This window comes from Cronobacter turicensis (assembly GCF_041222865.1).
GTDB lineage: Bacteria > Pseudomonadota > Gammaproteobacteria > Enterobacterales > Enterobacteriaceae > Cronobacter > Cronobacter turicensis.
The window spans coordinates 2755396-2781686 of record NZ_CP165997.1; the positions used below are offsets into that span (position 1 = coordinate 2755396).

General features: G+C 55.9%; 17 protein-coding genes and 1 pseudogene. 4 read left to right on the top strand and 14 right to left on the bottom strand.

Annotation, left to right across the window (positions count from 1 at the left end; genetic code table 11):
• Positions 1-31: 31 nt before the first annotated feature.
• The 8 genes from AB8W27_RS13200 to AB8W27_RS13235 all read right to left on the bottom strand — a co-directional run bounded on the left by AB8W27_RS13200 (position 32) and on the right by AB8W27_RS13235 (position 9751).
• Positions 32-2290 (bottom strand): ComEC family protein, encoded by a 2259-nt coding sequence (locus AB8W27_RS13200; RefSeq protein WP_015740717.1) that lies wholly within the window; start codon positions 2288-2290, stop codon positions 32-34.
• A gap of 205 nt (positions 2291-2495) precedes the next feature.
• The gene (gene ihfB / locus AB8W27_RS13205; protein ID WP_004387353.1) at positions 2496-2780 is read right to left on the bottom strand and encodes an integration host factor subunit beta; all 285 of its coding nucleotides are present in this window, start codon (positions 2778-2780) and stop codon (positions 2496-2498) included.
• A 114-nt stretch (positions 2781-2894) separates the two neighbouring features.
• A complete protein-coding gene (gene rpsA, locus AB8W27_RS13210; RefSeq protein ID WP_007768803.1) occupies positions 2895-4568 on the bottom strand; it encodes a 30S ribosomal protein S1 in 1674 nt (557 codons plus the stop codon).
• Positions 4569-4684: 116 nt separating this feature from the next.
• On the bottom strand, positions 4685-5371 hold the full coding sequence (gene cmk, locus AB8W27_RS13215; RefSeq protein ID WP_015740716.1) for a (d)CMP kinase: 687 nt from the start codon (positions 5369-5371) through the stop codon (positions 4685-4687).
• 174 nt (positions 5372-5545) lie between these two features.
• Entirely contained in the window at positions 5546-6313 is a 768-nt protein-coding gene (locus AB8W27_RS13220) for a M48 family metallopeptidase (protein ID WP_007768798.1), read from the bottom strand.
• Positions 6314-6456: 143 nt separating this feature from the next.
• The gene (aroA, locus tag AB8W27_RS13225) at positions 6457-7743 is read right to left on the bottom strand and encodes a 3-phosphoshikimate 1-carboxyvinyltransferase (protein ID WP_015740715.1); all 1287 of its coding nucleotides are present in this window, start codon (positions 7741-7743) and stop codon (positions 6457-6459) included.
• Between the two features lie 67 nt (positions 7744-7810).
• Positions 7811-8896: a 3-phosphoserine/phosphohydroxythreonine transaminase gene (serC, locus tag AB8W27_RS13230; RefSeq protein ID WP_015740714.1), complete on the bottom strand. Its 1086-nt coding sequence runs from the start codon at positions 8894-8896 to the stop codon at positions 7811-7813.
• A gap of 162 nt (positions 8897-9058) precedes the next feature.
• Positions 9059-9751: a DUF421 domain-containing protein gene (locus tag AB8W27_RS13235; protein WP_041924142.1), complete on the bottom strand. Its 693-nt coding sequence runs from the start codon at positions 9749-9751 to the stop codon at positions 9059-9061.
• A gap of 141 nt (positions 9752-9892) precedes the next feature.
• Here AB8W27_RS13235 and ycaO point away from each other — a divergent pair, with 141 nt between their 5' ends.
• From ycaO to pflA, 4 genes and pseudogenes are all read left to right on the top strand, one after another.
• Positions 9893-11656 (top strand): 30S ribosomal protein S12 methylthiotransferase accessory factor YcaO, encoded by a 1764-nt coding sequence (ycaO, locus tag AB8W27_RS13240; RefSeq protein WP_015740712.1) that lies wholly within the window; start codon positions 9893-9895, stop codon positions 11654-11656.
• Positions 11657-12060: 404 nt separating this feature from the next.
• Positions 12061-12917, top strand: a pseudogene (focA, locus tag AB8W27_RS13245) (formate transporter FocA).
• Positions 12918-12968: 51 nt separating this feature from the next.
• Positions 12969-15251 (top strand): formate C-acetyltransferase, encoded by a 2283-nt coding sequence (pflB, locus tag AB8W27_RS13250; protein ID WP_015740709.1) that lies wholly within the window; start codon positions 12969-12971, stop codon positions 15249-15251.
• 195 nt (positions 15252-15446) lie between these two features.
• Positions 15447-16187, top strand: a complete 741-nt coding sequence (pflA, locus tag AB8W27_RS13255) for a pyruvate formate lyase 1-activating protein (RefSeq protein ID WP_007768776.1) — start codon at positions 15447-15449, stop codon at positions 16185-16187.
• A gap of 33 nt (positions 16188-16220) precedes the next feature.
• Here pflA and AB8W27_RS13260 read toward each other — a convergent pair whose 3' ends face one another.
• From AB8W27_RS13260 to lrp, 6 genes are all read right to left on the bottom strand, one after another.
• Positions 16221-17369 carry an MFS transporter gene (locus AB8W27_RS13260; protein ID WP_015740708.1) on the bottom strand — a complete coding sequence of 383 codons (1149 nt, stop codon included), beginning with the start codon at positions 17367-17369 and terminating at the stop codon, positions 16221-16223.
• A 295-nt stretch (positions 17370-17664) separates the two neighbouring features.
• Positions 17665-18957 carry a serine--tRNA ligase gene (gene serS, locus AB8W27_RS13265; RefSeq protein WP_015740707.1) on the bottom strand — a complete coding sequence of 431 codons (1293 nt, stop codon included), beginning with the start codon at positions 18955-18957 and terminating at the stop codon, positions 17665-17667.
• A 96-nt stretch (positions 18958-19053) separates the two neighbouring features.
• Positions 19054-20397, bottom strand: a complete 1344-nt coding sequence (rarA, locus tag AB8W27_RS13270) for a replication-associated recombination protein RarA (RefSeq protein ID WP_015740706.1) — start codon at positions 20395-20397, stop codon at positions 19054-19056.
• 12 nt (positions 20398-20409) lie between these two features.
• Positions 20410-21024 (bottom strand): outer membrane lipoprotein chaperone LolA, encoded by a 615-nt coding sequence (gene lolA / locus AB8W27_RS13275; protein ID WP_015740705.1) that lies wholly within the window; start codon positions 21022-21024, stop codon positions 20410-20412.
• Between the two features lie 189 nt (positions 21025-21213).
• Positions 21214-25293 carry a DNA translocase FtsK gene (ftsK, locus tag AB8W27_RS13280; protein WP_041923387.1) on the bottom strand — a complete coding sequence of 1360 codons (4080 nt, stop codon included), beginning with the start codon at positions 25291-25293 and terminating at the stop codon, positions 21214-21216.
• A 119-nt stretch (positions 25294-25412) separates the two neighbouring features.
• Positions 25413-25907 (bottom strand): leucine-responsive transcriptional regulator Lrp, encoded by a 495-nt coding sequence (gene lrp, locus AB8W27_RS13285; RefSeq protein ID WP_002439523.1) that lies wholly within the window; start codon positions 25905-25907, stop codon positions 25413-25415.
• Between the last annotated feature and the right edge of the window lie 384 nt (positions 25908-26291).

Consider the following 26291-nt stretch of genomic DNA (forward strand, 5'->3'; position numbering starts at 1 on the left):
AAACCAGCTTTCGTTGAAATAGCCGCATATTCTACCTGTATTCAGCAGGTGAGCCAAACCACTCATGGTACCAGCGGGGCGAAATCTGTTCTCTTAACCCCTCGATTTTCCATTGCCCTGGCGAAAAAGAGACAGAAATCTGCCCGGCGTGTGCCGTATCAACCCACTGATATCGCTGCTTCTGATAACGCTTCACCACTTTTACAGAGGGTAATCGCCAGGCGTTGTAGCGCGACGCCGACGCCAGCGCCGCTTTGCCATTCACCACCGATAACAAGGTTGGCGTGGATGAGGTACGGCTGCCGTGGTGAGGCACCTGAAGGATATCCGCCTGCAAGTGACGCCACTGCTTTTTGAGCATAGCCAACTCTGCGGGGGCTTCAATATCACCCGTCAACAGGACGCTGTGCTCGCCGTCATCCACTTTCACGACACAGGAGCGGTTATTGCCTTGATCATCATAATCTGCAGGCGGCCAGTGAACGGTAAAAAGCAGACCCTGCCAGCGCCAGTGCGCGCCCTTAACGCAAGAAATGTGGCCTGCCCAGTGAAGCGTGCTGCGGATCCACATATCAGGCCATGCATGCATCAGGCTCTCCAGTCCGCCGCGATGGTCGAGATGCTCATGGCTGATAATGACGCCCTCGGGTTTGAGATGTTGCCATCGCAGCCAGGGAATGATGGTCTGTTGCGCGCTGTCGCCACCCGGCCAGGCGTTGCCGCTGTCATAAAGTATGGCTCTGCCGTGGCGTTCAATGACGATAGCCAGGCCATGTCCGATATCCAGCATATGCAGCCGCCACGCATCATCTGCCGGTTTTTGCCAGAACGGCCACGTGAGTAGGCCAAGTAAAATACTACACGTGACTGGTGAAATACGGTGCCAGCCAGCTCTCCACGCAATAACCATGATCCACGGCGCGAGCGTGAGCCACTGATAGCGCTGGTCCAGGCTAAGCCAGCCGGGAGGCAACTGGCGCAACAACCAGAAAAGCGCCGCCAGCGCCCTGTCGGCCAGTAACCCCGCCCCCGCCTCCAGCCACGTTAGCTGCGCCAGATCCAAAATCATAGCTGCCAGCACCAGCGGTACGGCGATGAAAGTGACGACAGGCACCGCGACAAGATTCGCCAGCAGGGAGGTCAGGCTGATGCCATGAAACAGCAAGAGCTGAAGCGGCAGCAGAAGAAGCGTCATACCGCATTGCAAATGCAGCAGGCTTTTCAAAAGGCGCCATTTCCCTTCTGCGCGTAACGGCATCCACTGATACCAGAAAATGAGCGCGCCCACCGCAAACGCCGAGAGCCAGAGGCTTTCCGATAATATCGCCACAGGGTCGCAGAAGAGAATGGCCGCTACGCAGCAAACCCAGACCTGCCAGGGCGTCCATTGTCTGCCGCAGAGGCGCAGCGCACACCAGGCCGAGATGGCCACCAGCGTTCTGACGGCTGGCGGGTTACTTCCGGAAAGCCAGGTATAGAGCGCCGCCGTGACCAGCATCGCCAGTAAGGGAAAGCGGTAGCCGATTCGCCTTGCGGGCAATAGCAATTGCAGCAAGCGCGCGAGCGCCCACCCCAGCGTGCCCGCAAAACCGATATGTAATCCAGAAATTGCCATTAAGTGAGCGGTGCCGGTTTCCCGCAACAGCATTTTGACATCATTCGTCAGCGCGACACGCTCGCCGAAACCGAGCGCCAGAATCACCGGCCGCCAGCTAAATGCCGCCATGTGCTGGCTGAAAGAGTTCAGATAACGCGCCCGAAAGCTGCACTCATCATGAAGTAACTGCGCAGCCATAATCCGCCCGGTTAGCGGTTGATGCTGAGACAGGGCATAACGCTGGCTGTCAAACCCGCCCTCGTTAAGCTGCCCGTGAACGGGGCGCAGGCGTATCGTCATCCGCCAGCGCTGCCCGGCGCATACCTTTTGCGGTAAATATGAGCCTCGCAGTACCGCGCCGGGGGGCAGAAACAAGCGTTCACCATTTACGCTGATAATTTTTATATGGTGTTCCGTCGCGCCGTCAGTGCTGGTAATAACCGCTTCAACCTGGCGCTGTTTTCCTGTCAGCAAGGTATAGGACTGCGTAGCCTGCCGGGCAGCAAGCAGTCCCCAGCAGAGAAAGAGCACCGTCAGTGCCGCTAACCGCACAGCAGGGTGTCGCAGAAAAAGCGCCAGCGACGACATGAGCGTGAACAGGGCTATCTGCGGCACCGATGGCAGCGTGGGTAAGAATAGTAGCGGTGACAGACCTGCTATAACGCACAAGCTCAACGCGGGCAACGGGATCACAAGCACCTCCTTGTTACGAAGGAGTGTGCGGCCAGCAGAGTGCATTGTCAGGGGGAAACGAACAGAATTACGAGATGTGCAGAAAGGAATTTAAGGCGTTACGGCCATTGCAGAAAAAGTGTCGAGACGGCTCGCAAAACAGTGTGCCATCAACAAAAAACGGCACCCGAAGGTACCGCTCTCTGCAAGGTTAAGTCATAAAAACTTAACCGTAAATATTGGCGCGGTCGCGTAGTTCTTTACCCGGTTTAAAGTGCGGAACGTATTTACCTTCCAGCTCGACTTTATCACCTGTTTTCGGGTTACGCCCGGTGCGTGGTGCGCGATAGTGTAAGGAGAAACTGCCGAAACCCCGGATTTCAATACGCTCGCCCTGGGCAAGAGTAGAGGCCATATGTTCCAGCATCTCTTTAACCGCATCTTCCACCGCTTTCGCCGGGATATGTGAGTGCTGGCTTGCAAGTCTTTCGATTAATTCTGACTTGGTCATGTTTCCTCCGGTTTCCATTCAGGAAAATTGTCTTACAGCTATCATCGAACAAGGGCGGCCAAAGCCGCCCTTAGTGTCTGATTACAGGCCGGAACCTGTAATCTGTCAAGGCAATTACTCGCCTTTAGCTGCTTTGAATGCTTCAGCCATGGCGTTAGAGAAGTTGCTTTCTTCCTGTTTGTTGTTAACAGAAGCGATTGCATCTTTCTCGTCAGCTTCGTCTTTCGCACGAACAGACAGGCTTACTACGCGGTTCTTACGATCAACGCCGGTGAATTTAGCTTCAACGTCGTCGCCAACGCTCAGAACCAGAGTCGCGTCTTCTACGCGGTCACGGGAAGCTTCAGAAGCGCGCAGGTAGCCTTCAACGCCGTCTGCCAATTCAACTGTAGCACCTTTCGCATCAACTGCGGTTACTTTACCAGTAACGATTGCACCTTTCTTGTTCAGTGCAACGTAGTTGTTGAACGGATCTTCTGCGAGCTGTTTAACGCCCAGAGAGATACGCTCACGCTCTGCGTCAACCTGCAGTACAACGGCAGCGATTTCGTCGCCTTTTTTGTACTCGCGAACGGCTTCTTCGCCAGCCACGTTCCAGGAGATGTCAGACAGGTGAACCAGACCGTCGATGCCGCCGTCCAGGCCGATGAAGATACCGAAGTCAGTGATAGACTTGATTTTACCTTCAACGCGATCGCCTTTGTTGTGGGTCTCAGCGAACTGCTGCCACGGGTTGGCTTTGCACTGTTTCAGGCCCAGGGAGATACGACGACGTTCTTCGTCGATATCCAGAACCATAACTTCTACCACGTCACCGACGTTAACGACTTTGGACGGATGGATGTTTTTGTTGGTCCAGTCCATTTCGGAAACGTGTACCAGGCCTTCAACGCCTTCTTCGATTTCAACGAAGCAGCCGTAGTCGGTCAGGTTGGTTACGCGACCAGTCAGGCGGGTGCCTTCCGGGTAACGTTTAGCGATAGCTACCCACGGATCTTCGCCCAGCTGTTTCAGGCCCAGGGAGACACGGGTACGCTCGCGGTCGAACTTCAGCACTTTAACAGTGATTTCGTCGCCCACGTTCACGATTTCGCTCGGATGCTTAACGCGTTTCCAGGCCATATCAGTGATGTGCAGCAGGCCGTCTACGCCGCCCAGATCAACGAATGCACCGTAGTCAGTGAGGTTCTTAACGATACCTTTAACTTCCATGCCTTCCTGCAGGTTTTCCAGCAGCTGATCGCGCTCTGCGCTGTTCTCAGACTCGATAACGGCACGACGAGAAACAACAACGTTGTTGCGCTTCTGATCCAGCTTGATTACTTTGAATTCAAGCTCTTTGCCTTCGAGGTGCAGGGTGTCACGGACCGGACGTACGTCAACCAGGGAACCCGGCAGGAACGCACGAATACCGTTCAGCTCAACAGTGAAGCCGCCTTTAACTTTGCCGTTGATAACACCGGTAACAGTTTCAGCATCTTCGTAAGCTTTTTCCAGCGTGATCCAGGCTTCGTGACGCTTAGCTTTCTCACGGGACAGCAGGGTTTCACCGAAGCCGTCTTCCACTGCATCGAGAGCAACGTCAACTTCGTCGCCAACCTGGATTTCCAGTTCGCCAGCCGCGTTCTTGAACTGTTCTGCAGGGATCGCAGATTCAGATTTCAGACCCGCATCAACCAGAACTACGTCTTTGTCGATAGAGACAACAACGCCACGAACGATGGAACCCGGGCGGGTTTCGATTGTTTTAAGGGATTCTTCAAATAGTTGAGCAAAAGATTCAGTCATATTGATAATCTTCAGGATTCTTCAATTTAACGTCCACCTGGCTTCACTTCCGGGTGGGGTTGTTTAACATGCCCACTCACAATCCGTTGCAGTGGGTACTTCAGAATAAGGTCGCGTTATTTCGCGAGCGCCAGTTTTTCACGGGCGTAATCGAGCGCCTTTTCAATCACCTCTTCGATGCTAAGGCTGGTCGAATCCAGCACCAGAGCATCGTGCGCAGGCACTAACGGCGCTACTGGCCGGTTACGATCGCGATCGTCGCGCTCTTTTATCTCGGCCAAAAGGCGTACAAAGTTAACACTAAAGCCCTTTTCCTGCAACTGTAGCATGCGGCGATGGGCGCGTTCTTCCGAGGAAGCGTCAAGGAAGATTTTCACTGGCGCATCAGGGAAAACGACCGTTCCCATGTCGCGCCCGTCAGCAATCAGGCCGGGCGCTTCACGAAACGCGCGCTGACGGCGCAGCAGCGCTTCGCGTACGCGCGGGAACGCGGCGATCTGCGAGGCGGCGTTCGCCACGTCCTGCGTGCGGATCTCGGCGCTGACGTCTTCGCCTTCAAGGATAACTTCCAGCTCGCCCTGTTGCGCGACGAATCGTACATCCAGGTGGGCGGCCAGCGGAACGAGCGCTTCTTCAGAAGCGACATCGACATGATGATGCAGGGCGGCCAGCGCGAGAACCCGATAGATGGCGCCGGAATCCAGCAAATGCCATTGCAGGGTTTCAGCCATCGCTTTACAGAGCGTGCCTTTGCCTGCGCCGCTTGGGCCATCGATTGTGATTACCGGGACGGATGCCGTCATCTTTTTCTCCTTCAATAACAAATGGCAGGCCTGCAACGTGAACGCGGCGCATTATACGCCTCATCACCGCAGACTGTTATCTTTCCGGCAAAATATCGCCGCCATTGTGGCTGAGTGTAGAAGAATTGGGCGCAGATGCCCGGACCGGCTCGCCGCCAGTCCGGGAGAGGAGGATTATTTCTTGTCTGCAGCGATGCGATCGCGGATGTGTTGAGCGCGTTCCGCTGAAGGCGGGTGAGAATCAAACATCGATTTCTCAGAGCCGGCATCCAGTTTCGCCAGTTTCTCGAAGCTGGTCACGAGGCCTTTGGTGCTGATTTTACGTTTCTTCAGCAGGTCATAAGAGAAGTCGTCTGCTTCGGACTCCTGGCTGCGGGAGAACGCGGAGTTGATAACGCCCTGCGCCATTTCGCCCAGTTCAGAGTCAGAGAGCTGCGCGCCCACGGCGCTGGTAGCGGATACCGCATCGCGCGCCGCAACGGTCGCGTAAGCAGTCTGCATGGCTTTACGGGTATGGCCTAACGCCACGTGACCCATTTCATGGCCCAGCACCGCTTCCACTTCGTTGTCGGTCATCATGTCCATCAGACCGCTGTAAACGCGGATACAGCCGTTCGCCATCGCCCAGGCGTTAACTTCCGGGGTCTGGTAAACCTTGTAGTTTACCGGCGTGCCGTTGATGTTATTGCCGAGCGCCTTCGCGATTTTATTCAGGCGTTTAGTGTATTTGCTGGACGCTGGAACAACCGGGTTTTGCTTGTCCATTTCAGCACAAGCCTGATCGGACAGTTTTTTAACGTCCGCATCGCTGAGCGTGGCGGCCTGATAGGCAGACATACCGGATTTCGCCAGCGCGTCGCCGTTAAGCGCGCCCATATTTTTACAGCCAGACACCAGCGCCGCCGCAACGAGGCAACTTAAAAGTACTTTATTGTTTTTCATAATAAATCGTCCATGGATTCAACGTAAAAAAGCTGCGGGTCAATTAACCCGGCGGCAGATTAACATTATTGAAACACGGGCGCTTATCCGAAAAATAACGGCTAGCCGACGCCCCGTACTTGTGATACGGGGCGCAAGCGCGGTCAGGCGGAGTGGCTGATGCGCGCGAGTTGCGCGAAGTAATCGGGGAAGGTTTTAGCGGTGCATTTCGGGTCAAGGATCGTGACCGGCGTGTCGGAGAGCGCCACCAGCGAGAAGCACATCGCCATGCGGTGATCGTTATAGGTGCCGATATCCGCAAACTGCAACTGCGCAGGCGGCGTCACGGTGATGAAGTCATGCCCCTCTTCGACCGTGGCGCCAACTTTGCGCAGTTCGGTCGCCATCGCCGCCAGACGGTCTGTTTCCTTCACGCGCCAGTTGTAGATATTGCGAAGCGTGGTCGTGCCCTGAGCGAACAGCGCTGCGGTGGCAATGGTCATCGCCGCGTCGGGAATATGGTTCATATCCATATCAATCGCGTTCAGCTCGCCGCGGGTGCAGCTGATGAAATCGTCGCCCCAGACGATCTGCGCGCCCATTTTCTCCAGCACATCGGCAAAGCGAATATCGCCCTGCACGCTGTTGCGCCCGATACCCGTGACCTTCACGGTGCCGCCTTTAATGGCCGCCGCCGCAAGGAAATAAGAAGCGGAAGACGCGTCGCCCTCCACCAGGTAATGGCCAGGCGACTGATACTGCTGGCCGCCCTGGATAACGAAACGCTGGTAGTTCTGGTTTTCGACCTCAACCCCGAAGGTTTTCATCAGGTGCAGCGTGATATCAATATAGGGCTTTGACACCAGCTCGCCTTTGATGTCGATGGCGGTGTTGGCCGGCGCCAGCGGCGCCGCCATTAACAGCGCGGTCAGAAACTGGCTGGAGACGCTGCCGTCAACGGTCACATTGCCGCCTGAAAACCCGCCTTTCAGATGCAGCGGCGGATAGTTTTCCTGCTCCAGATAGATGATGTCCGCGCCGCCCTGACGCAGCGCGTCCACCAGATGTCCAATCGGGCGCTCTTTCATGCGCGGCTCGCCGGTCAGCACCACGTTGTTTGTGCCAAGGCACAGCGCCGCCGCCAGTGGACGCATCGCGGTGCCCGCGTTGCCTAAAAACAGCTCCAGCTCCACGAGCGTATTGAACGGCCCGCCCTGCCCCTGAATTTCACAGCGGGTGCGATCCTCTGAAAGCGAATAATTAACGCCGAGCGCTTTCAGCGCATTGAGCATGTGGCGCACGTCATCGCTGTCTAACAGGTTAGTGAGCGTGGTGGTGCCTTTCGCCAGTGCGGCCAGCAGCAGCGCCCGGTTGGAAACGCTCTTGGAGCCTGGAAGGTTGATGGTGCCATCCACGCGCGCGATGGGTTGTAAGGTCAGGGATTCCTGCATGGAAAAAGTCTCAATAAAACAGAATAAAAACCCCACGGCAGCCGCGGGGCGAAACGTAACGGGAGGATTAGCCGTGGCGGCGTTCGAAATCAACCATAAAGTCGGTCAGGGCCTGAACCCCTTCGAGCGGCATCGCGTTGTAAATGGAGGCGCGCATGCCGCCTACCACGCGGTGGCCTTTCAACGCATGCAGACCCGCGGCGAAAGATTCTTCGAGGAACAGTTTATCCAGGTTGCTGTCGGCGAGCTGGAACGGCACGTTCATACGTGAACGGTTAGCGGTCGCCACATCATTGCGGTAGAAATCGCTGTTATCAATCACGCCATAAAGTAGATCCGCTTTTTGCTGATTGATCTTATCCATCGCCGCCACGCCGCCTTTGGCTTTGAGCCATTTGAAGACCAGGCCCGCCAGATACCAGGCAAACGTCGGCGGCGTGTTGAACATGGAGTCGTTCTCGTTCAGCACGCTGTAATCCAGAATCGACGGACAAGCGGCATGCGCCTTGCCGAGGAGATCCTCGCGCACGATAACCAGCGTCAGGCCCGCCGGGCCAATGTTTTTCTGGGCGCCCGCGTAGATAACGCCGTAACGGCTGACATCAATCGGGTGAGAAAGAATGGTGGAGGAGAAATCCGCAGTGACGATGGCGTCGCCAAAATCAGGCGTATCGTTAATCGCGACGCCGTCGATAGTTTCATTCGGGCAGTAGTGCATGTAAGCCGCGTCCGCAGAGAGCTGCCATTCACTCATCGGCTTGATGCCGCGTTTGCCATCGACGGTGATTTTCGCGTCGATCACGTTCGGCGTCAGGTATTTTTTGGCTTCTTTAACGGCGCTTGCCGCCCAGTAGCCGCCATCAACATAGTCTGCGGTGGTTTTGTCGCCCAGCAGGTTCAGCGGAAGTGCGGAGAACTGCCCGCGTCCGCCGCCGTGGCAGAATAAAACTTTATAATTTGAGGGGATCTCCAGCAGATCGCGAAAATCCTGTTCCGCCTGTTCAGCCACCTGAATAAATTCTTTGCTGCGGTGGCTGATTTCCATCACAGAGGTGCCTAACCCCTGCCAGTCACGCAACTCTTCCTGAGCCACTCGTAACACATCCGCCGGCAGCATCGCCGGGCCAGAACTAAAATTGTAGACCTGAGCCATTTCCCCTCACCACGCTAAAAGCAATAAGTTTTTCCTGTGGCTATCGGTTTTATCATTCCGTTGACAGGGCTGCAACGGCTAATCCTGGCGCCGGGGGGAATGTGCGCCAAATCACACAACACAATCCGCCAGCGCAGCGCCTGCTGGCGGTGGAATTTGCTGTCAGGTGACGCGGGTCGCGGTGCTTGCCTTCACCCATATATGGTTTTTACAGCGCGGGCAGGCCGGTTTCACGCCCGCGTCAAACGTCACCACTTCACTGCAACGGATGCAGGCGTAATCGCCGGTTTCCGGAATGTGTTCAAAACGCTCGCTGCAATACTCCGGCAGAATCGACAATCCGGGGCGCACCAGTTTATCGGGAAAGTAATAGATGCTGATTTGACCATTGGCCTCAAGGATGGCGAGCCGCACCTGGCCCAGATGCTCGACGCCCTGGGTGCGTAATTCCATAAAAAACTCGAATTCCGTCATGTTCTCCCGGTTGAGTTTTTCCCAGGCCAGTTCGCCATCTTCGATAATAATGCGCGGCTTGCCTTCCAGCAGATCCTCAAGCTTTTCGCTACAGGACATCAGCCACATCACCAAACGATAGAGCACGCCAAGCGTAACGAAGACCACCAGCACCGGCAGCAGCGGCACGTCGTCATAAAACGCTACGTCCCCCGCCGCTGAGCCAAGCGTCAGAATGATCAGCACTTCAAAGAGCGACATCTGACGCACGCCGCGTCGCCCGGTAATTTTGAGAAACAGAAAGACCAGAATAAAGGTATAAAGGCTGCGCAGCGCGACTTCACCCAGAAATTCAAGAGGAAACTTGTCAAGCGCCATCCGTTGCAAATCGAAAGCTTTCATATTTTTCTTACGCCATAACAGGGAGTTATCTTCATTAAGCATAGCCGTAAGATTTATTTTTGCTGCGTCGGGCGGGACGATGGCGTATACGGGCTAAAATCCGTATCATTGCGCGCTTTGCGTACGACAAAAGTGGATCCCATGACTCAAACCTTCATCCCCGGCAAAGATGCCGCTCTGGAAGACTCCATCGCTCGCTTCCAGCAGAAACTCACCGATCTGGGCTTTAATATTGAAGAAGCCTCCTGGCTGAACCCGGTGCCGAACGTCTGGTCCGTACATATTCGCGACAAAGAGTGCGCGCTGTGTTTTACCAACGGCAAAGGCGCTACCAAAAAAGCCGCGCTGGCTTCCGCGCTGGGCGAATATTTTGAGCGTCTCTCCACTAACTACTTCTTCGCCGATTTCTGGCTGGGCGATACGATCGCCAACGGCCCGTTCGTACATTATCCGAACGAAAAATGGTTCCCGATCCCGCAGAGCGACGCGCTGCCGGAAGGCATTCTCGATGCCCGCCTGCGCGCGTTTTACGATCCGGAGAACGAGCTGACCGCCAGCATGCTGATTGACCTGCAGTCCGGTAATGAAGAGCGCGGCATCTGCGCCCTGCCATTTACCCGTCAGTCGGACGAGCAAACCGTCTATATTCCGATGAACATCGTGGGCAACCTGTATGTATCCAACGGTATGTCTGCAGGCAACACCCGCAATGAAGCCCGCGTTCAGGGACTTTCCGAAGTCTTTGAACGTCACATCAAGAACCGCATTATTGCCGAGAGCATCAGCCTGCCGGAGATCCCCCAGGAGGTGCTGGCGCGCTATCCTGGCGTGGTCGAGGCTATCAATACCCTTGAAGCTGAAGGCTTCCCGATTTTTGCTTACGACGGGTCGCTGGGCGGCCAGTACCCGGTTATCTGCGTCGTGCTGTTTAACCCGACCAACGGCACTTGCTTTGCCTCTTTCGGCGCGCATCCTGATTTCGGCGTAGCGCTGGAACGTACCGTTACTGAATTGCTCCAGGGCCGGGGCCTGAAAGATCTCGACGTGTTTACGCCGCCCACCTTCGATGACGAAGAAGTAGCCGAGCACGCGAACCTTGAGACGCACTTTATCGACTCCAGCGGTCTGATCTCCTGGGATATGTTCAAGCAGGACGCCGATTACCCGTTTGTGGACTGGAGCTTCGCCGGCACCACGGAAGAAGAGTTCGCCACCCTGATGGCGATCTTCAACGCTGAAGATAAAGAAGTGTACATCGCCGATTACGAGCATCTGGGCGTTTACGCCTGCCGTATTCTGGTGCCGGGCATGTCCGATATCTACCCGGCGGAAGATCTGCTGCTCGCCAACAATAGTATGGGCAGCCATCTGCGCGAAACCCTGCTGGCTCTGCCGGGCAGCGAGTGGGAAAAAGAAGATTACCTGAACCTTATCGCCCAGCTTGACGAAGAAGGCCATGACGATTTTACCCGCGTGCGTGAGCTGCTGGGGCTGGCGACCGGTAAAGACAATGGCTGGTATACCCTGCGCATCGGCGAACTGAAAGCGATGCTGGCGCTGGCTGGCGGCGATCTGGAGCAGGCGCTGATCTGGACCGAATGGACCATGGAATTTAACGCCTCGGTCTTCAGCGCTGAGCGCGCCAACTACTATCGCTGCCTGCAGACGCTGCTGCTGCTGGCGCAGGAAGAAGAGCGCGAGCCGCTGCAATACCTGAACGCGTTTGTACGTATGTATGGCGCAGAAGCAGTGGAAGCCGCCAGCGCGGCCATCAGCGGCGAAGCGCCTTTCTACGGCCTGCAGCCGGTCGACAGCGATCTGAAAGCTTTCCCGGCGCACCAGTCGCTGCTGACGGCCTATGAGAAGCTTCAGCGCGCCAAGGCTAAGTTTTGGCAAGGAAATTGATATAACGCATATCAATTAACCTGCTTCACACTTATGTTTAGCAAATATGACGGGGCACGTTTACGGCCCCGTTTTTATTTGTCTGGCTAAAAATTTAATTGTAAATAATGAGTTAAATATTGGTGAATATGCAATATATCCACCAGGCTTATTTGTTACCTTTTTTAGTCAAAAAGTCATAATGGTTAACACCTTAGAGGGAGAGGTAAAAAGCTTTTTTTTCAAAACTTTTAATAATTTTTAAAATTTATTTTTTATTGGATAATCAAAAAGTTAAGCTGAAATTGCGTAAAAACCAGACGCCTTTCAGTCCTGCAAACCTGGCGAGATATGATCCATATCAAATTTTACTACATCATGCTTTGTTAGTATCAACTCGCCGAATAAATAAAGAGAGAGTTAGTGTGAAAGCTGACAACCCTTTTGACTCCTTACTCCCCGCTGCGATGGCGAAAGTTGCCGAAGAAGCGGGTGTGTACAAAGCCACCAAACATCCGTTAAAGACGTTTTATCTGGCAATTACGGCTGGCGTATTCATTTCCATTGCTTTTGTTTTCTATATCACCGCCACCACCGGCGCTGCCGCAATGCCTTTCGGCATTACAAAATTGATTGGCGGCATCTGTTTCTCACTCGGTCTGATTCTTTGCGTCATTTGCGGCGCCGATCTTTTTACTTCAACGGTGCTGATTGTGGTCGCTAAAGCCAGCGGTCGCATCACCTGGGGTCAACTGACGCGCAACTGGCTGAATGTTTATATCGGCAACCTGATTGGCGCCCTGCTCTTTGTTTTACTGATGTGGCTTTCTGGCGAGTATATGACCGCCAACGGCGGCTGGGGACTCAACGTCCTGCAGACCGCGTCGCATAAAGTTGAACATACGTTTATTGAGGCGGTTTGCCTCGGCATCCTGGCTAACCTGATGGTGTGTCTGGCCGTCTGGATGAGTTACTCAGGACGCAGCCTTATCGATAAGGCCTTTATTATGATTCTGCCGGTCGGCATGTTTGTGGCCAGCGGTTTCGAACACAGTATCGCCAACATGTTTATGATCCCGATGGGGATAGTGATTCGTCACTTTGGCAGCCCGGAGTTCTGGAGCGCGATCCACGCTTCGCCAGACCAATTTTCTCATCTGACCGTGATGAATTTCATCATCGATAACCTGATACCGGTAACCATAGGTAATATTATTGGTGGGGGTTACTTGTCGGATTGACATACTGGGTCATTTACCTGCGTGGCGACGACCATCGCTGATAGTTGTTCCAGGCAGTAAATAAAAAATCCACTTAAGAAGGTAGGTGTTACATGTCCGAGCTTAATGAAAAGTTAGCCACAGCCTGGGAAGGTTTCGCGAAAGGCGACTGGCAGAATGAAGTCAACGTCCGCGACTTTATCCAGAAAAACTACACGCCATACGAGGGTGATGAATCCTTCTTGGCTGGCGCAACAGAAGCCACCACTTCACTGTGGGACAAAGTTATGGAAGGCGTCAAACTGGAGAACCGCACTCATGCGCCAGTAGACTTTGACACTTCCGTGGCGTCCACCATCACCTCGCATGACGCAGGTTATATCAACAAGACGCTCGAAAAAATTGTTGGCCTGCAGACTGAAGCTCCGCTGAAACGCGCCATTATTCCGTTTGGCGGCATCAAAATGGTTGAAGGTTCCTGCAAAGCGTACAACCGCGAGCTCGATCCGCAACTGAAAAAAATCTTCACCGAATACCGTAAAACCCATAACCAGGGTGTATTCGACGTTTACACCAAAGATATCCTGAACTGCCGTAAATCCGGCGTGCTGACCGGTCTGCCGGATGCTTACGGCCGTGGCCGTATCATCGGTGACTATCGCCGCGTTGCGCTGTACGGTATCGACTTCCTGATAAAAGACAAATACGCGCAGTTTGTTTCCCTGCAGTCTGATCTGGAAAACGGTGTAAACCTGGAAGCGACTATCCGTCTGCGCGAAGAGATTGCTGAACAGCACCGCGCGCTGGGTCAAATCAAAGAGATGGCAGCGAAATATGGCTGCGATATCTCCGGTCCGGCGACTAACGCTCAGGAAGCCGTACAGTGGACTTACTTCGGCTATCTGGCTGCTGTGAAATCCCAGAACGGCGCAGCGATGTCCTTCGGCCGCGTCTCCACGTTCCTTGACGTGTACATCGAACGCGACCTGAAAGCTGGCAAACTCAACGAGCAGGAAGCCCAGGAACTGATCGATCACCTGGTCATGAAACTGCGTATGGTGCGCTTCCTGCGTACCCCGGAATATGATGAGCTGTTCTCCGGCGACCCGATTTGGGCGACCGAATCCGTTGGCGGTATGGGCGTTGACGGCCGTACGCTGGTGACCAAAAACAGCTTCCGCTTCCTGAACACCCTGTACACCATGGGGCCGTCTCCGGAGCCGAACATCACTATCCTGTGGTCCGAAAAACTGCCGCTGAACTTCAAAAAATTCGCGGCGAAAGTTTCCATCGACACCTCTTCTCTGCAGTACGAGAACGATGACCTGATGCGTCCGGACTTCAACAACGACGACTACGCTATCGCCTGCTGCGTAAGCCCGATGGTGGTTGGTAAGCAAATGCAGTTCTTCGGTGCTCGCGCTAACCTCGCGAAAACCATGCTGTACGCTATCAACGGCGGCGTTGATGAAAAACTGAAAATGCAGGTAGGTCCGAAATCTGCACCGATCAAAGGCGATCTGCTGAACTTTGACGAAGTCATGGAACGTATGGATCACTTCATGGACTGGCTGGCGAAACAGTACGTCACCGCCCTGAACATCATCCACTACATGCATGACAAATACAGCTATGAAGCCTCGCTGATGGCGCTGCACGATCGCGACGTTATCCGCACCATGGCGTGTGGTATCGCCGGTCTGTCTGTTGCGGCTGACTCCCTGTCTGCCATTAAATACGCGAAAGTTAAACCGATTCGTGATGAAGATGGTCTGGCAATCGACTTCGAAATCGAAGGCGAATACCCGCAGTTCGGTAACAACGACGCTCGCGTGGATGACCTGGCGGTTGACCTGGTTGAACGTTTCATGAAGAAAATTCAGCAGCTGAAAACCTACCGCAACGCTATCCCGACCCAGTCCGTGCTGACCATTACCTCTAACGTAGTTTATGGTAAGAAAACCGGTAACACCCCGGATGGCCGCCGCGCTGGCGCACCGTTCGGCCCGGGTGCTAACCCGATGCACGGCCGTGACCAGAAAGGCGCTGTTGCCTCTCTGACCTCCGTTGCTAAACTGCCGTTCGCCTACGCGAAAGATGGTATCTCTTATACCTTCTCTATCGTGCCGAACGCGCTGGGTAAAGACGACGAAGTGCGTAAAACCAACCTGGCGGGCCTGATGGATGGTTACTTCCACCATGAAGCGTCCATCGAAGGCGGTCAGCACCTGAACGTGAACGTCATGAACCGTGAAATGCTGCTGGATGCGATGGAACATCCTGAGAAATATCCGCAGCTGACCATTCGCGTGTCTGGCTACGCGGTGCGCTTCAACTCGCTGACCAAAGAGCAGCAGCAGGACGTCATCACCCGTACTTTCACTCAGACAATGTAATACCCGCTCTGACTGAAAATGCGTAAAATGAAGGCTCCACGTTTGTGGGGCCTTTCTTATAACCCACCCCGGTATTAGCCTTTTCTGCAAGGCGACTGACTATACTTCAGTTATCTCGCAAAAAAGACTCGACGCGGCACAGACCGCGCTCACCCGGCCCTGTTGTATCGGGCCTGAACTGGAGATAACACCGCAATGTCAGTTATTGGTCGCATTCACTCCTATGAATCCTGTGGCACCGTCGACGGGCCGGGGATCCGCTTTATTACCTTCTTTCAGGGCTGCCTGATGCGCTGCCTCTATTGCCATAACCGCGACACCTGGGACACACACGGTGGCAAAGAAATTACGGTTGAAGAGTTAATGAAAGAGGTCGTGACCTACCGGCATTTCATGAACGCGTCCGGCGGCGGTGTCACGGCGTCCGGCGGCGAGGCGATACTGCAAGCGGAATTCGTGCGCGACTGGTTCCGCGCCTGTAAGAAAGAAGGTATTCACACCTGCCTCGATACCAACGGTTTCGTGCGTCGCTACGATCCGGTGATTGATGAGCTGCTGGAAGTCACCGATTTGGTGATGCTCGATCTCAAGCAGATGAACGATGAGATCCACCAGAACCTGGTTGGCGTATCCAACCACCGCACGCTGGAGTTCGCCAAATATATTTCAGCCAAAGGCATCAAAACCTGGATCCGCTATGTCGTCGTTCCTGGCTGGTCTGATGATGATGATTCCGCACATCGCCTGGGCGAATTTACCCGTGATATGGGCAACGTCGAGAAAATCGAACTGCTGCCCTACCATGAGTTAGGCAAGCACAAATGGGTAGCGATGGGCGAAGAGTATAAGCTTGATGGCGTGAAACCACCGAAAAAGGAAACGATGGAGCGCGTTAAAGGGATTCTGGAGCAGTACGGCCACAAAGTGATGTACTAAAAACAACGCCCGCATGATGCGGGCGTTTTGTTATCAGGCGTGTGCAACCGGTGTAGGATGATGTCCGGCTTTGCGCATCAGCATCATCAGGTAGACAAACGACACGCTGGCAATCATTACGAACAGCAGGCTGTCTGAATAGCTCTGCATGAGCATGGCGGTAAAGGTCGGCCCCAACAGACTGCCGATGGTATAGCTCAGCAGCAGCGCCTGATTCATGGCCACCAGCTGATGATGCTCAACCTTTTCGCAGGCCCAGGCCATAGCAACCGGATAAAGCGTAAAACCCGCAGCACCGAGCACAAACAGCGCTGGCGCCATCGCGGCCTGCGCCAGCATCGCCATACAGCCCACAATCACGACGAACACCTGCACGCGCAGCACCAGCAGGCGCCCGAAGCGATCGGCCAGTTTACCGATTGGCCACTGCCCGATAATCCCGGCGCTGACCATCACCGCCATCCAGAAGCCGATCCCGGAGTCGCTCACGCCCTGATGGTTGAGATACAGCGGCATCAGGCCATACAGCGAGCCCAGCACGATGCCAGAGATAATGCAGCCGTTAACGCCAAGACGCGCCTGACGCAGCTTAAACATCGGCCAGACGTGCGTTTTCTCCTGATGCTCGCTACTGCTGTTCACGATACGCGTAAAGAGCAGCGGCAGAATGGCCGCTATTACCATGCCTGTCACCCACGGCAGAACGCTCATCAGGTCGGTCGGCAGTTTGCTGACCATCAGTTGCCCGGCGACGGTGCCCAGGTAATAGACCATCATATACGCCGCCAGCAGACGCCCGCGGTTGCGCGCCGTGCCGCTGCACATCAGCGCGCTCTCCACGACCACCCAAATCATGGCGCAGCCGACACCGGCGATAAAACGCCACGCAAGCCAGCTCCAGAAGCCGAGCGTCACGCCAAGCCCTGCGCAGCCAGCGGCGAAAATCAGCGAGGCGATGTAGTAACTGCGGTTAAATCCATAGCGCTTGATAAGCGTGCCGGTAATCAGCGTGCCCAGCAGGTTGCCGGTAAAGTAGGATGAGCCGACCATACCAACCTGCCAGGTCGGTAAATTGTCATGGGCAAGCCACAGCGGTACCAGCGTGTTTAACACCGCTATCGCCAGGGTCAGCAGAAGAAGGCCACAGAGCAAAAGCACCACTGGCCGGGTATAGATAGACATGGATAAAACCGTGAGGAAGGTAAGAATTCGTGCGCATCATGCCACCAGCCACGGCAAAGTCAATCTGCCAGAAATCGTCTTATCAGGCCGAAACAGACCATCGATGAACAGCCTTCATTTATCCGCTCCGGCGCCGACGCTTTTTGCTTATCTTTATCTATAAAGAATAATAAGTTAGCTGAATAATACTCCGCGGATATCGATGAAAAAATTTATCAATAATTCTGATAAAAAAAGGCGGGGTCAAAACGAAAAAAGCGCCCGCAGGCGCTTTTAAAACAACGGACGATTCACCTTAACCGATGAACTCAAGCCCTTTCATATACGGACGCAGTACTTCAGGGATTTCGATACGGCCATCCGCCTGCTGATAGTTCTCCAGCACAGCGACCAGCGTACGGCCTACCGCCAGACCAGAACCGTTCAGCGTGTGCACCAGACGGGTCTTTTTATCTGACTTGCTACGGCAGCGCGCCTGCATACGACGAGCCTGGAAATCCCACATGTTGGAGCAAGAGGAAATTTCGCGATACGTATCCTGCGCCGGAAGCCAGACTTCCAGGTCGTAGGTTTTACGCGCGCCAAAGCCCATATCGCCAGAGCACAACAGCACTTTACGATACGGCAGGCCCAGAAGTTGCAGTACTTTCTCTGCATGACCTGTCATCTCTTCCAGCGCCTGCATGGAATCTTCCGGGCGTACAATCTGCACCATTTCTACTTTGTCGAACTGGTGCATACGGATAAGACCACGGGTGTCGCGGCCATAAGAACCCGCTTCAGAACGGAAGCACGGCGTATGCGCGGTCATTTTGACAGGCAGCGTCTCTTCGTCGATGATCTCATCGCGCACGAGGTTCGTCAGCGGCACTTCCGCCGTCGGGATCAGGGCGTAGTTGCTGCTGTCGGCTTCTTCTTCCAGCGGACGTGTATGGAACAGATCGCCTGCGAACTTCGGCAGCTGGCCGGTGCCGTAGAGCGTATCGTGGTTCACCAGATACGGCACATAGTTTTCGCTATAGCCATGCTCTTCGGTATGTAGATCCAGCATAAACTGCGACAGCGCGCGGTGCAGACGGGCAATCTGCCCTTTCATCACCACAAAACGAGAGCCGGTCAGCTTCACGGCGCTCGCAAAATCCATGCCGCCCAGCGTTTCGCCAAGCGTCACGTGATCGCGGATTTCGAAATCAAATTTACGCGGCGTGCCCCAGCGGCTGACTTCCACATTTTCACTGTCGTCTTTGCCCAGCGGTACGTCATCATCCGGCAGGTTAGGCAGGGTCAGCGCGATATCGCGGATTTCAGCCAGCAGCGCATCCAGCTCGTTTTTCGCCGTATCAAGCTCTTCGCCGAGTTTGTTCACTTCCAGACGAAGCGGCTCAATATCCTCCCCACGCGCTTTCGCCTGGCCGATGGATTTCGATCGCGAGTTACGTTCAGCCTGCAGATTTTCAGTTTTTACCTGCAGAACCTTACGACGCTCTTCAAGAGCGACCAGCTTATCTACATCCAGCTTAAAGCCCCGGCGTGCCAGTTTTTCTGCGACTGCGTCTGGCTCGGTACGCAGCAGATTGGGATCGAGCATGCTTATCCTGTGCTTATCGAAAAAAGAAAAGGGAAAGGCGACCGCAGCCTGCGATCGCACGGGTATTCAACGATTAACCTTACCGCAACGATCGCGTTAGCGGTAGCGTTTTGTGGGGCTTTTCTGATCCTGCTCAGCAAGCCAGGCTAGCTTTTCGCCAATCTTGCCTTCAAGACCTCTGTTGGTGGGGTGATAGTAGCGTGTTTGTGCCATTTCCGCAGGGAAATAGTCTTCGCCAGCCGCGTAGGCGTTGGGTTCGTCATGCGCATAACGGTACTCCTGCCCGTAGCCCATTTCCTTCATGAGCTTCGTCGGGGCGTTGCGCAGATGTTCCGGCACATCGTAATCCGGGCGGTCACGCGCGTCTCTAAGCGCGGCCTTGAAAGCGGTATACACCGCGTTGCTCTTCGGCGCGCAGGCAAGATAGACAATCGCCTGGGCAATCGCCCTTTCGCCTTCCGCCGGGCCGACGCGCGTAAAGCAGTCCCATGCGGAAATCGCCACCTGCATGGCACGCGGATCGGCATTGCCCACATCCTCGGAGGCGATCGCCAGGCAACGACGCGCCACATAAAGAGGATCGCCGCCTGCGCTAATAATACGCGCATACCAGTAGAGCGCCGCATCGGGTGCGGAGCCGCGCACCGACTTATGCAGCGCGGAAATCAAATCGTAAAAACGGTCGCCTTTATTATCAAAGCGGGCGCTGCGCTCGCCAGCGATTTCCGTCAGGAGTTCGGGTTTCAGCACCCGTTTGCCGCTGTCGTCGGTCGGCGCCATATCGGCCATCATTTCCAGCGTATTGAGCGCGCGTCGCGCATCGCCGTTGACCAGCTCCGCAATGGCGAGTCGGGTTTCATCCGGCAATACGATATCCTGGCCACCGTAGCCGCGCTCACGGTCATTCATCGCCTGCGTCAGCACCTGTTCGATATCCTCAACCGTCAGGGATTTCAGCAGGTAGACGCGTGCGCGGGAAAGTAGCGCCGAGTTCAGCTCAAACGACGGATTTTCCGTGGTCGCGCCAATAAACGTAATGGTGCCGTCTTCGATATGCGGCAGGAAGGCGTCCTGCTGGCTTTTGTTGAAGCGATGCACTTCGTCGACGAACAAAATTGTGCGGCGGCCCGCGTTGCGGTTCTGACGGGCGCGCTCGATGGCTTCACGAATCTCTTTCACGCCGGATGTCACCGCCGAAATACGCTCCACATCGGCGTTCGCGTAGCGCCCGATGACTTCGGCAAGCGTGGTTTTACCGGTGCCCGGCGGGCCCCAGAGGATCATGGAGTGAAGATGCCCGGCCTCGATAGCGCGGGGCAGCGGCTTACCGGGCGCCAGCAGATGCTGCTGCCCGATATACTGCGCCAGATTTTCTGGCCGCATACGCGCGGCCAGAGGCTGAAAGGTATTTTCGGAAAAATCGAGCGAAAGATTGCCCACCCGGACCTCTACTTACTTATTACGCTGGTCGTCCACCGTTACGCCCTGCGGCGGCGTAAAGGTAAATTTGCTCATATCCACCGCGCCATTCTGCTGGGATTTGAGCTCATAGTTACTGCGCTGATCGTCCTGCTCGACGGCGCTGAACTGATTGATGGTGCCGTCGCGGCTCACGTTAATGGTGAACTGCTTCAGGTTGCCGCTGCTGGCTTTCGGCATCAGCACGAAATCATCACCGTTCTGTTTAATGTTGTACTGCTGCCAGTCGCTGCTCTGGTTACGCGCAATCAGCATAAACGGCGTATTGCTGGTGGCGTCTTTCAGCCAGGTAGCGCTCGCCTGCTCAACAAACGGGTTGTAGAACCACAGCGTTTTACCGTCGGAAATCAGTACGCTTTCATCCGGCTGCGTCATATGCCAGTTGAAAAGATTCGGACGTTTAACCCACAGATCGCCCTGGCCTTCCTGCACAGCGGCCCCGCTGCCATCGGTCACTTTCTGGGTGAAGCTGGCGTGGAAGCTGCTGACTTTATCGAGGCGGCTTTTCAAATCGCCTGCGGCATCCGCCCAGACGGACGATACGGCAAACGCGGAAAGCAAAGCACAGGTAACGGCGATTTTTTTCATTGTTATCCCTCAGAATACGACCGACCCCGGTACGGGATCGCTTACTGTCCCTAACTGTAGCCATAAGGCTGACATTTTCGACAGAAGAAAAACCTGATTTTTTGGTAATTTACCCATCTTTTCAGAATCATGATGGGCGTGATGCCCTGCACACGCTGCCAGACGACGCGTGCGCAGGGAAAAGAACGGTTACTCGAACGGCGGCGGCGCCAGCACTTCGCGGTTGCCGTTATGGCCCTGCTCGCTGACGATGCCCTGCATTTCCATCTGTTCAATAATGCGCGCCGCGCGGTTGTAACCGATGCGGAACTGACGCTGTACGCCGGAAATCGACGCTTTACGTTTTTCCACCACGAACGAGACGGCCTGATCGAACAGCGGATCCAGCTCTTCGCCGCCGTCAAAGCCGCCGCCACCGCCCTCGCTTTCGCTGTCGGAGGTAATGCCGTCGACATATTGCGGACGGCCGCGCGCTTTCCAGTCTTGCACAACAGCATGAACTTCTTCATCACGCACGAAGGCGCCGTGAACACGCACCGGCATGGAGGAGTTCGGGCCGGAGTACAGCATATCCCCCATCCCCAGCAGCGATTCCGCGCCGCCCTGATCGAGAATGGTGCGCGAGTCGATTTTACTGGATACGGTAAACGCGATTCGCGTCGGGATGTTGGCTTTAATCAGGCCGGTGATGACATCCACGGACGGACGCTGTGTCGCCAGCACCAGGTGAATACCCGCCGCACGCGCTTTCTGCGCGAGACGCGCGATCAGCTCTTCGACTTTTTTACCGACCGTCATCATCAGATCGGCAAACTCATCGACCAGAACCACGATATACGGCAGTTTTTCCAGCACCGGATGGGTGGCGTCCATGCTGTCGCCCGGTTTCCAGTAAGGATCCGGAATTGGACGGCCCATACGTTTAGCTTCAGCAATCTTCTCGTTGTAACCGGCGAGGTTACGCACGCCGAGCGCCGACATCAGCTTGTAGCGGCGCTCCATTTCATTCACGCTCCAGCGCAGCGCGTTGGCGGCGTCTTTCATGTCGGTGACCACTTCGGTCAGAAGATGCGGAATGCCTTCATACACCGACAGCTCCAGCATTTTCGGGTCGATCATGATAAAGCGCACGTCTTCCGGCGTCGCTTTGTAGAGCATGCTCAGGATCATGGCGTTAACGCCCACCGACTTACCGGAACCCGTCGTACCGGCCACCAGCAGGTGCGGCATTTTCGCAAGATCCGCCACGACCGGATCGCCGGCGATATCTTTACCCAGCACCACGCTCAGCGGCGACGGGTTGTCGCGGAATTTCGCGCAGTCCAGCACTTCGCGCAGGTAAACGGTCTGGCGCTTTTTATTCGGCAGCTCAAGACCGACATACGGCTTGCCGGGGATCACTTCCACCACGCGCACGGCGACGGTCGAGAGCGAACGCGCCAGGTCGCGCGACAGGTTAGAGATGCGCGCGGCTTTAACGCCCGGCGCCAGGTTCAGCTCAAAACGGGTAATGACGGGGCCTGGCGAGTAATTCACGACATCGGCTTTAATGCGGAAGTCGGCGAGACGCGCTTCCACCAGACGCGCCATCTGCTCCAGGGCGAAGGTATCTACCGGCTCAACTTCCGCAGGCGGCGACGTCAGCAGATCCAGCGACGGCAACGGCGTGGACGGTTTATGCTTCGGCAGTTCTTCACCATTACGCATCAGCAGCGGGTGGATCAGGCTGTCGCGAGGCGATGCCGGCTGTTGAGCCTGTACAGGCGCGGCCGGAGACGGAGCCTGATACTGAGCAGGCGCTGAAGGCGGCTGGTAGCCCTGGGTCGGTGCGGCAGGCTGCGGCTGATGCGCGGCCGTTGGCTGTGCGTAACCCTGCGGCGCCTGAGGCTGCGGCGTATAACCTTGCGGCGGCGCGTAGCTTTGCGCAGGCGCAACATGCGCTGGTGGCTGTTGCGGTGGCTGTTGATAGTGTTGCGTCTGAGACGGTGGTACCGGATGGTGCGGCTGTGGCGCGGCAGGCTCCGGCATAAAGAGCGGCTGGCTCGGGCTCTCGCTTACCCGCGTCGTCGGAGAATACGCTGTCTCATCCGGCGCAAATGGCGCAGCGCCAGACGGTTGCGCCGCGGAATAACGCTGCTGCTGCGATGCGGCAAACTGGCGCGCCAGCTCCGCCTGCTCAGCGGCGTCTTCATCTTCCGGGCTCATCTCCGCCTGGTACTCTTCACCGTAACGCTGCTGCTGGGATGCGGCGAACTGACGCGCCAGCTCATCCTGATACATCGCATCCGCTTCTTCGTCGGAAACGCCGTGCTGCTGTTGCGCCATGCGACGTTCCGCCTCTTCGCGGGCGCGCTCTTCCGCCATCCGCTGAGAAGGCAGTTTGATGCCATAAGACGCCAGTTCACGACGCGTCGGCACGCGAACGCGGTTCGGGCGCGGCAGCTGCGGGCCGATGCCCTCTTTCACCTGTGGACGCGGCGCCTCGCCTGCCACCGGCGTAAAGGCGACGGCCGCGGTTTGCGCTGCCGCAGACGTTGCCTGCGACGCAGCGTGCACGGAAGCCGCGGCGGCGGCCCCCTGCGCAGCCACATTCAGGCCGGACGCGGCAGCGCCTGCGATATCGGCAGCAGAGAATGACGGCGCGGCAGGCGCAGGCTCAGGCGCGCGTATGGGCTCCGGCTTACGGGTAAGCTCTTCCGGCTCAGGAATCGGCTGATACCAGGCGGCCAGCTGTTCGCGCTCGCGGGCGCGCTGCGCTTCCACTTCTTCGAAATGATACAGCGGCGGGCGCGCGGGTTTGACCTCTTCCGGCGGCGCGACGGGCTCTGGTTCATACACCGGCGCGGCCTCTTGTGCCGGGGCGTACGGTTCCGGCGCGGCGTAAGAGGCATACGGCGCATAAGGGTCTGGCGCAGGCGCAGAATGTTCAGCCTGCGGCTCGGCATAGGGATCATGCGGCGCTGGCTGATACGCCCCAGGATGCGGTTGCTGCGCCTGATAGGGCTGCGGCTGTTGCGCAGGTTGATAGGCGGGGGCTACCGGCGCGCTGTTCGGCGCGGGCTGCCAGTACGCTTCTTCCTGCAACGGCGCTTGCGCGACAGGCGGTTGCGCATAGTAATCCGGCTCCGGCGCGATGCCCGGATGCGACTGCGGGGCTGAAGGCGCGGAATGCCATTCTATTTCTGGCGCGACATCCGGCGCCTGTACATTTACCGCTTCAGACGGCATGGCCGTTTGCGCCGAGGCCCAGACAGGCGCTACAGGCGTGGCGGCTGCGGCAACGGCAGCCGGGTCGGCAATCGAGTGGCCGTTCAGCAGAGGATCGTTTTCATCATAAAACGCGTCCGGCTCGGTCACTTTATGGCCAGAGAACAGGACGTCATCCGCATCCGCAGGGGTGCCGCGCACGCTGTATTGCACCTCGTCGGCGTCATCCATACGCTTGCCTGAAAAGAGCGCGGCGTCGGTTTTGCGTGCGACAGGGTTGCTGAATTTGTCCGCCAGCCGCTGGCGGCGGGCTAAAGCACCACGAAGAATACGCGCGCGACGGGATTCCCCTTTCGCCTGTTGCGGCTCACGCTCATCCTCTTCATATTCGTCGTGCTCTTCATCGTCCTCGTAGTCGTCTTCATCCTGCCAGGTGTCGTCACGGCGGGTACGGTTGCTGGCAAACGTCAGCACGGTAAGCACGACGCTGCCGATTTTCTCTGCGATGCTGACCCAGGACCAGCCGGTAAACAGCGTCAGCCCCGCCGCCCAGACGCAGAGCAGCGCAATGGTGCCGCCGCTGCTGTTGAGCATCGGCTGAAGCGCAGTGCTAAGCAGGCTGCCAATTACGCCGCCGGAGGCGAAATACCAGATATCGTCGGCGTTAATCGCCGCCAGCCCGCAGGAAGTGAGGATCAGCGCCAGTACGCCGATAAGGCGCAGCGCTACGGCGAAATAGTCGATGTAATCTTCGTTACCGCGCTGACGCCAGGCAAACCAGCAGCCGCCCACCATGATCACGGGAATGGTGTAGGCCATCACGCCGAAAATAAAGAACAGCGTGTCCGCAAGCCAGGCCCCGGGCGCGCCGCCCAGATTATGGATAGGCTCATGCCAGGCCGTTTGTGACCAGCTCGGATCGGAAGGGTTAAAGCTTAGCAGGGCGGCCATCAGCCAGACGGCAAACAGCACCACGAGGATCAGCAGCGCTTCGAGCAGTCGTCGCCCGCTGCTTAATTTAGTGAGTGTGACTTCTTTGTCTTCGGTGTATTCCTGGCTCAAGACAGGCTCTCCAGGTCCATGAGGTAAAACGGACAGCAGTGGCGAGAAACCCCGCCACTGCTGCTGTATGGATTAACAGGAGTGTAATCAAACTACGCCCGGTTTGCACCTGTTCTGTGTTAGCGGGTCTTAATAACCAGACGATTACTCTGCTTGACTTCTTCCATCACGACGTAAGTTCGGGTGTCGTTCACGCCCGGCAGACGCAGCAGGGTTTCGCCCAGCAGCTTACGGTAAGCGGACATATCCGGTACGCGGGTTTTCAACAGGTAGTCGAAATCGCCCGAAACCAGATGGCACTCCTGAATTTCTTCCAGCTTTTGTACAGCGGAATTGAACTGCTCAAACACATCCGGCGCGCCACGATTCAGAGTAATCTCAACAAATACCAGAAGTGAGGCATCCAGATAATGCGGGTTCAGCAGAGCCGTATAGCCCTGAATGAAACCCTGTCGTTCCAGACGACGAACGCGCTCAAGGCACGGCGTCGGTGAAAGACCCACTCTTTTTGAAAGCTCGACGTTAGAAATGCGCCCATCCTTTTGCAGCTCATTAAGAATGTTACGATCGATACGGTCGAGATCTTTGCCAGGGCGCTTCTTGCTATCTACCATTATTATTGTCTCTCTGTATTCCTTCCCTACACCTGCCATTACCCGTTGCACTTCACTGTTCAGGGCGTCAGTTAGAAGACCGTTGCCCACTGGCAGCTATCGACATTACGTATGGCGTCTGTCCACGCCATGCGTGAATTTCAATAGCCCGGAAATTGGCACAAGCTTGCGCCAGAATGCGCTGCAACCAAAGCCAACCCTTTTTTCTTCCTCGAATGTTTTCGCAAAAGCGCAGGGGATTGTCAAAGCAAAACATCGATTTTTAGTAGAACGTGCCAGAGAGTGGTAACGAGCAGCGATTATTCCTCATTTTACTGCCTTATCCGCCGCGCTTTTTAATCAGTAAAAATAATGACGCTATCGGTCGCGGCTATTGCATGAATC

Bases quoted from the DNA above. Each gene is read 5' to 3' on its own strand.
- ihfB (WP_004387353.1), bottom strand. From the start codon at position 2,780: ATGACCAAGTCAGAATTAATCGAAAGACTTGCAAGCCAGCACTCACAT.
- rpsA (WP_007768803.1), bottom strand. From the start codon at position 4,568: ATGACTGAATCTTTTGCTCAACTATTTGAAGAATCCCTTAAAACAATC.
- cmk (WP_015740716.1), bottom strand. From the start codon at position 5,371: ATGACGGCATCCGTCCCGGTAATCACAATCGATGGCCCAAGCGGCGCA.
- AB8W27_RS13220 (WP_007768798.1), bottom strand. From the start codon at position 6,313: ATGAAAAACAATAAAGTACTTTTAAGTTGCCTCGTTGCGGCGGCGCTG.
- aroA (WP_015740715.1), bottom strand. From the start codon at position 7,743: ATGCAGGAATCCCTGACCTTACAACCCATCGCGCGCGTGGATGGCACC.
- serC (WP_015740714.1), bottom strand. From the start codon at position 8,896: ATGGCTCAGGTCTACAATTTTAGTTCTGGCCCGGCGATGCTGCCGGCG.
- AB8W27_RS13235 (WP_041924142.1), bottom strand. From the start codon at position 9,751: ATGAAAGCTTTCGATTTGCAACGGATGGCGCTTGACAAGTTTCCTCTT.
- ycaO (WP_015740712.1), top strand. From the start codon at position 9,893: ATGACTCAAACCTTCATCCCCGGCAAAGATGCCGCTCTGGAAGACTCC.
- pflB (WP_015740709.1), top strand. From the start codon at position 12,969: ATGTCCGAGCTTAATGAAAAGTTAGCCACAGCCTGGGAAGGTTTCGCG.
- pflA (WP_007768776.1), top strand. From the start codon at position 15,447: ATGTCAGTTATTGGTCGCATTCACTCCTATGAATCCTGTGGCACCGTC.
- AB8W27_RS13260 (WP_015740708.1), bottom strand. From the start codon at position 17,369: ATGTCTATCTATACCCGGCCAGTGGTGCTTTTGCTCTGTGGCCTTCTT.
- serS (WP_015740707.1), bottom strand. From the start codon at position 18,957: ATGCTCGATCCCAATCTGCTGCGTACCGAGCCAGACGCAGTCGCAGAA.
- lolA (WP_015740705.1), bottom strand. From the start codon at position 21,024: ATGAAAAAAATCGCCGTTACCTGTGCTTTGCTTTCCGCGTTTGCCGTA.
- lrp (WP_002439523.1), bottom strand. From the start codon at position 25,907: ATGGTAGATAGCAAGAAGCGCCCTGGCAAAGATCTCGACCGTATCGAT.